The organism is Sphingomonas sp., assembly GCF_035758555.1.
GTDB lineage: Bacteria > Pseudomonadota > Alphaproteobacteria > Sphingomonadales > Sphingomonadaceae > Sphingomonas_B.
On record NZ_DASTXI010000101.1, the window covers coordinates 1 to 6,965 of the forward strand.

The 6,965-nt window shown below is 66.1% G+C and carries 3 protein-coding genes and 1 pseudogene; 1 reads left to right on the forward strand and 3 read right to left on the reverse strand.

All coding sequences use genetic code 11. The features are described 5' to 3' along the window. Positions 1-402 (reverse strand): annotated as a pseudogene (locus VFT73_RS06160) (GNAT family N-acetyltransferase); the annotation flags it as partial. A 38-nt stretch (positions 403-440) separates the two neighbouring features. Between VFT73_RS06160 and VFT73_RS06165 the strand changes: the two are divergent. After that, positions 441-3,188 carry a [protein-PII] uridylyltransferase gene (locus VFT73_RS06165; protein WP_326409285.1) on the forward strand — a complete coding sequence of 916 codons (2,748 nt, stop codon included), beginning with the start codon at positions 441-443 and terminating at the stop codon, positions 3,186-3,188. Positions 3,189-3,229: 41 nt separating this feature from the next. Here VFT73_RS06165 and VFT73_RS06170 read toward each other — a convergent pair whose 3' ends face one another. Both VFT73_RS06170 and infC read right to left on the reverse strand, forming a co-directional pair. Further along, positions 3,230-6,004: a TonB-dependent receptor gene (locus VFT73_RS06170; protein WP_326409286.1), complete on the reverse strand. Its 2,775-nt coding sequence runs from the start codon at positions 6,002-6,004 to the stop codon at positions 3,230-3,232. Positions 6,005-6,179: 175 nt separating this feature from the next. Continuing rightward, the gene (gene infC / locus VFT73_RS06175) at positions 6,180-6,713 is read right to left on the reverse strand and encodes a translation initiation factor IF-3 (protein WP_326409287.1); all 534 of its coding nucleotides are present in this window, start codon (positions 6,711-6,713) and stop codon (positions 6,180-6,182) included. Positions 6,714-6,965 lie beyond the last annotated feature (252 nt).

Below are 6,965 nucleotides of genomic sequence, written 5' to 3' on the forward strand. Positions count from 1 at the left end.
GAAATGACCCATTCGGTGCGTCGCGGCGAAGAACGGGCCAGGCGCGGTCAGCGTCGCCAACGCCAGCATCCCGGGCGCGTCAGCGTCGCCCAGGATCCGGTAGTCGAAGCCGTCCACCAAGTCCGGCGAGCCGCTTGCGACCATTTGACGGATGACTGCCTGCTTCTCGACCACCGCGCCGGGAATCGGCGGGAATGCCGCGGCCTCGACCAGGCCGATCGGTCCGCCGTCGTCGAGGAACCGGGCAATCGCCTCTGCGCAGGCTTCCGTCGGCTCGGCGCCGGCCGCGAACAGATTGATTTCCGGACGATACCGCCGCGCCCGCGCATTCCCGACGCCGAGCTCCGCCTGCCGGGTCGCAAGCGCATTCCAAACCGGCCGGTCGAGCGGGTGATCGGTCATGGGTGCCCCTTTTACCATCCGTTCCCTATGTAGCGGGAATGGCCAGCCGCCTCGACTCCGTTCCCAATCGTCGCGCGATCGTCGACCGGCGTGCCTTGGCGGACGTGATCGCGGTAATCGACGGGAGCGGCACCGACCTTCGGCAGCAGCTTGTCGCTATCCTGAAGGAGGCGCTCGAGGCCGGACGCGCCGAGATTGCCGACCGGCTGATGCTGAACCCGTCGCGCGGGCTGGAGGCGGCGAGCGCGCAGGCGTTCCTGGTGGACCAAGTCCTGCGGCTGACCTTCGATTTCACCACGCAGCGACTGTACCCGGTCAGCAACCCGACCGCGGGCGAGCGGATCGCGCTGCTGGGCGTCGGCGGTTACGGCCGCGGCGAAATGGCGCCCTATTCGGACGTCGATGTCATGTTCCTGACGCCCTGGAAGCAGACCGGCTGGGTCGAGCAGGTCATCGAATCGATGCTCTATACGCTGTGGGATCTGGGGCTGAAGGTCGGCCATTCCAGCCGCTCGCTCGACGATATGGTGCGGATGGCGACCAGCGACCTGACGGTACGTACGGCCCTGCTGGAAAGCCGGTTCGTCTGGGGGGACCGCGCGCTCGCAGACGAGGGGTTGGCGCGCTTTCACCGCGAGGTGGTGGCCGGCACCGACAAGGCGTTCGTCGCGGCGAAGCTGGAGGAGCGCAACGAGCGGCATCGGCGAATGGGCGACAGCCGCTATGTCGTTGAGCCGAACGTGAAGGAAGGAAAGGGCGGGCTTCGCGACCTGCACACTTTGTTCTGGATCGGCAAATATGTGCACCGCGTCGATTCGGCCGCGGGCCTGGTGGAAACCGGGCTGCTCACGCCCGAGGAGCTGCACCAATTCCAGCGCGCGGGGAATTTCCTATGGGCTGTGCGCTGCCATCTCCACCTGCTCGCAGGGCGCGCAGAGGAGCGGCTGACGTTCGACTATCAGCGCGAGATCGCCGAGAGGATGAATTACGCGACGCGGCCGGGCAGATCGGCCGTCGAGCGCTTCATGCATTACTATTTCCTGCAGGCGAAGACGGTCGGCGATTTGACGGGGCTGTTCCTCGCTCATTTGGACGAGCAATTCGCGCGCCCAGGTCGCCGCTTCACGCTGGCGGCGATCCCGCGGCGGCCGCGCAAGCTGAACGGGTTTCGGCTGGTACGCGGCCGGCTGGCGCTTCCGTCGGACGATTTCCTCGAACAGGACCCGGTGCGGCTGATCGAGATGTTTGCGCTCGCCGACAGGCACGGGCTGGAGCTGCACCCGGCCGCAGTCCGCTGCGCACGGCGCGACGCGCGGCTGATCGACGCGAAGGTGCGCCGCGATCCTCGCGCCAATGCGCTGTTCCTGGACGTGCTGACCTCTCCGCGCGATCCGGAGACCGTGCTCAGATGGATGAACGAGGCGGGGGTGTTCGGCCGTTTCGTGCCTGATTTCGGCCGCGTCGTCGCACAGACCCAGTTCGACATGTACCATCACTACACGGTCGACGAGCACACGATCCGCGCGATCGGGCTGCTGGCGCAGATCGACCGCGGCGCGCTGAAGGCGGAGCATCCGATCTCGACCGCGATCATCCGCCAGATCGTGTCGCGCCGCGCGCTCTACGTCGCGGTGCTGCTGCACGATATCGCCAAGGGACGGGGCGGCGATCACAGCGTGCTGGGCGCCGAGATCGCGCTCCAGCTCTGCCCGAGGCTGGGGCTGACGCCGGCGGAGACGGAGACGGTTGCCTGGCTGGTTCGCCACCACCTGTTGATGTCGGCGACCGCGTTCAAGCGCGACCTGTCGGACTTCAAGACGATCCAGGACTTTGCGGCAGCGGTGCAGAGCCCCGAGCGGCTGAAGCTGCTGCTGGTGCTGACGATCGTCGACATCCGTGCGGTCGGGCCCGGCGTCTGGAACAGCTGGAAGCGGCAGCTGCTGACCGACATATTCGAAGGGGCCGAGGAAGTGCTGCGGCTCGGCCACAAGCAGACCGGCCGCAAGGAGCGCGTCGCCGCCAAGCAGCGCGTCGTTGCCGAACAGCTCGGCTGGAACGAGGCGGCCTTCGCCGCGCTCGCGCGGCGCCTGCCCGAGGCGTATTGGATCGCCGAGCCGGGCGACATCCTGGAGGCGAATGCCCGCCATGTCGCGGCGGCCAGGGACCAGCAGCTGTCGATCGCCGCGTCGGTCTATCCCGAGCGGGGGGCCACGCTGGTGACCGTCTATGCCAGCGACCATCCGGGACTGTTCTACCGGATCGCCGGCGCGATCCATCTGGCCGGCGGCAGCATCATCGACGCGCGCATCCACACCACGCGTGACGGCATGGCGCTCGACAATATGCTGGTGCAGGACCCGTTCGGCCGGCCCTTCGACGAGCGCAAACGGCTCGACCGGCTGAAGGCGGGAATCGAGGACGCGCTCGCCAATCGCACGCGCCTGCCGGAACGGCTGGCGGCCAAGCCGCTGTCCCGCACGCGCGCGGAGGCGTTTCCGATCGCGGCGAACGTGCTGATCGACAACCGCGCCTCGAACCGCTTCACCGTGGTCGAGGTCAATGCCCGCGACCGGCCGGCCCTGCTCTATGCGCTGGCCTACGGCCTGTTCCAGTCGAAGGTCACGATCCATTCCGCCCACATCGCCACCTATGGCGAGCGCGCGGTCGACACCTTCTACGTGACCGACCTGCTGGGCGCGAAGATCACCTCGCCCGCGCGGCTGAAGAGCCTGGAGAAGCGGCTGCTGGAGGCAGCGGAGGGTATCGCGGAGACAGTGGCGGCGTAAATCGATCCTCCCCTCAGCGCAGCCGAGGGGAGGATCTTAGATCAGAATCGCGTCCTAAGCGTCACGCCGTAGGTGCGAGGCTCCGCCAGGAAGGCGGAGAAGATCTGCGTCGCGCCAGGATATTGCGCGGCCGGGAACACCGCCGGGTTTGCGGCGCCGGCCTGGAACGGCGTGTTGAACGCGACCTGCGTGTAGTCCTGGTTGAACAGGTTCTGGACGAAGAATTCGAGCGCCCAGCGTTCCTCCGGCCCACGGATGCCGATGCGGCCGTTGACCACCGCATAGCCGTCCTGCTGTTTCTGCGGGAACAGGTCGGAGCCGGTGTTGTAGTCGCTGGTCAGGCGGCCATCGACATAGAACAGGCCGGTCAGGCCACTGTCACCGATCGGCGGCGTCCAGGTCAGCGATCCGGTCGCGACGGCTGCCGGCGCGTTCGACAGCTTCGAGCCCGGTAGCTGGCGCAGCGCGGGATCGAGCGGCACGCCGTCCGAATTGCCGACCAGATCGTGCCGGTAATGCGTGTTCGACACGGTCAGGCCGAGGCCGATGGACAGGTCGCGTGCCGGCCGGATCGCGCTTTCGATCTCGACGCCGCTGGAGAAGACGCCCGGTCCGACCTGGTTTTTCGGGCAGGCGCCGGTGGTGGCGCTGGTGTCGCGGTCGGCCCCCGCCAGATCCTGCGAGCAGCCGTTGATGTTCTGCACCAGGAAGACCGAGCCGTTGAACGTGTTCAGCTGGAAATCGGAAAAGCGCTGGTGGAAGGCGGCGATGTTCAGCGAGAACATCGGGCTCGAATATTTGAGACCGATTTCGTAGGCGTCGTTGATCTCCTGGTCGAACTGCAGATTGCCGACCAGCGACTGGGCGCCGCCGGCGGCCGCGAAGGTCGTCGTCGGCACGCCATTCACGATGAAGATCGGCGGCTTCAGCGCCGAACGGTCGAGGTTGAACCCGCCCGCCTTGTAGCCGCGCGAATAGCTCGCATAGACTAGCCAGTCGGGCGACGGCTTCCACGACGCAACCGCGGTCCCGGTGAACTCGCTTTCGCCACGCCGGTCGTCGATGCTGACGCCGTTCAACTCGGATGTCGCATTGCCCTGGCAGCTGAGGTTGATCAGCGCGCCCGCCGCAGCGGCGAGCGGCGTGGCCAGGAAAGGCGTCAGGTTCGCCTGCTGGACAGGGCAGATCGTATTGGTGTTGTTGAACGTTGCCGCGAATTTCTTGCGGTCGTGCGTGTAGCGCAGGCCGAGCGTCACATCGAACGTGTCGGTCACATGGAAGATATTGTGCGTGAAGAACGCATAATTGGTGTCGTTCTGGCGATACAGCGCATTGTTGTCGCCGACATTGTTGATGCTGTCGAGGCGATCGAAGCCCGCGACGATCGCCGGGCCGGCAGCGCCGAATGGTGAGTTCACGGCCGGTGCCAGCGCGCCGCTGAGCACGGCGCGGCCGGTGGGGCTCAGGCACGACGTGCTGCCGGGGCTGAAGAAGCTTGCCGGGAACCCGAACGCGCCGACCAGGCGGCAGGTCGCGAAGCGGCCGTACTGATTGCCGAATTTCAGGTTGTCGGTCAGGTCCAGCTTCTCGTGCGCGAAATAGGCGCCGACCAGCCAGTCGAGCTTGTTGTCAAAGGCCGATCCCTGCAGCCGCAGCTCCTGCGTGAAGGTGCGGAATTCGCGTTGATAGGCTGCCTTGCCCGGTGCGCGGTACAGGATGTCCACGGTCGAATAGTCGGTGTCCGACCCCTGGTTCGACGTATAATCGCGATAGGCGGTGATCGAGGTCAGGTTCGCGCCGCCCAGGTTCCAGTCGATCTCCGCAGAGACGCCCCAAACCTTGGTGATGCCTTTGTAGCTGCGGCCGGCCGTCGGATAGATGTTGCGGCTGAACGGATCGCTGAATGCCGCGGCCGGCGTGCCCAGGCCCAGCAGCGCGTTGATGATCGTGTTCTTGGTCGGATCGAGCAGGTTGCGGTTGGCGCCGGCGACGGTCTCGTCGATATAAACGGCGCCGCAGCATTTCTCGTTGCGGTGGGTGTAGTCGCCGATGATCCGGACCGACAGATCCTCGTTCGGTTCGTACAGCAGCTGCCCGCGCACGAAATAGCGGTTGCGATCGTTGACGTCGGTGTCGTTGGTGACGTCGTGATAGAAGCCGTCGCGGTTGACATAGACGGCGTCGAGCCGTGCCGCGAGCGTCTCGGTGATCGGGCCGGTCACTGCGCCGGCGGCCCGGACATAATCGAAATTGCCGTAATTGAGCTCGCCGAAGCCGCCGAAAGTGAAGCTCGGTTTTTTGGTGATGATATGGATCAGGCCGGCCGACGCGTTGCGGCCGAACAGCGTGCCCTGCGGGCCGCGCAGCACCTCGATCCGGTCGACCTCGCCCAGCTCGTTGAGGCCGATGCCGGAGCGCGACCGATAAACGCCGTCGACGAACACCGCGACCGAACTTTCCAGCCCGGGATTGTCGCCGACCGTGCCGATGCCGCGGATGCGCGCGGAGCCGTTCGCTTCGGAGCCGGTGGAGGAGACGAGCAGCGACGGCGCGAGCTGGTTCAGCTGGCGGATGTCGCTGGCGCCCGAATTCTGCAGCGATTCGGACGAGACGGCGGAGACGGCGATCGGCACGTCCGACAGCGCTTCGGCGCGGCGGGTGGCCGTCACGATGATGTCGCCGGCATTGGCCGCCTGGGCCGGTGCATCGGCCGCGGCCGGACCGGCCGTCGACGATGCGCTCTGCGTATCCTGTGCAAATCCCGGCGACGCGAGCACGAACATCGCAGCGCCAAGCAACCAAGCCGACTTCGTCATCCCATCCTCCCCAGACTGTCCTGCTTTGGGGCGGAGCTTAGAATCACGGGGCCGTAACATCTACAACACAGCCTTACGCCGGGAGTTTTCCCGGCGCGTGCGGCGTTTGTGCAACAGTGCGTGCGGCGTGTGCGGCTTTGACGCTACGGCATCGCCCGATCGCCGGGCGCGGCGATCACTTGGGCGCGAGCACCATCAGCATCTGGCGGCCTTCCATGCGCGGATGGGCTTCGACCTTGGCGATCTCTGCCGTCTGTTCGGCGACGCGCTGAAGCACCGCCATGCCGAGCTGTCCGTGAGAAAGTTCGCGGCCGCGGAAGCGCATCGTGACCTTCACCTTGTCGCCGTCCTCGATGAACTCGACTACCTTCTTCATCTTGGTGTCATAGTCGTGATCGTCGATATTCGGACGCATCTTGATCTCCTTGATCTCCTGCGTCTTCTGCGACTTGCGGGCGAGGTTGGCCTTTTTCTGGGCCTCGTATTTGAATTTGCCGACGTCGAGGAATTTTGCGACCGGCGGATCGGCGTTGGGCGACACTTCGACAAGGTCGAGACCGACCTCGCGCGCCTGCTCCATCGCTTCGCGGGTGTACATCACGCCGAGATTTTCGCCATTCTCGTCGATCACCCGAACCTTCTGGCTCTGGATGAACTCATTGAATCGCGGGCCGGAAAGGGCCGGAGGCGCCAGCGGGCGCCGCATCATGGGAGGACGGATAGGTTAGGCTCCTGTTGGTTGTTGCCCGCGCTATATAGTCACGCGTCGGGCGCAACGGAAGCGGGGGCCGCGCGGTTCCGTCCATCCTGTGGCGCGAATGCGTCAGTCGGCCTGCTTAGGCAGCGGCCAGAGCTGATCGACCGGCCGCTCCAGCACCCGCGCCGCGGCCGGATGGAGGACGGCCGGGGACAGCCGTCCGGTCCTGGTCGCCGCGGCCAGCCAGGCTTCGATCGAGCCGCC

What these genes read in the sequence shown, in the direction of transcription:
- VFT73_RS06165 (WP_326409285.1), top strand. Translation starts at nt 441, where the DNA reads ATGGCCAGCCGCCTCGACTCCGTTCCCAATCGTCGCGCGATCGTCGAC.
- VFT73_RS06170 (WP_326409286.1), bottom strand. Translation starts at nt 6,004, where the DNA reads ATGACGAAGTCGGCTTGGTTGCTTGGCGCTGCGATGTTCGTGCTCGCG.
- infC (WP_326409287.1), bottom strand. Translation starts at nt 6,713, where the DNA reads ATGATGCGGCGCCCGCTGGCGCCTCCGGCCCTTTCCGGCCCGCGATTC.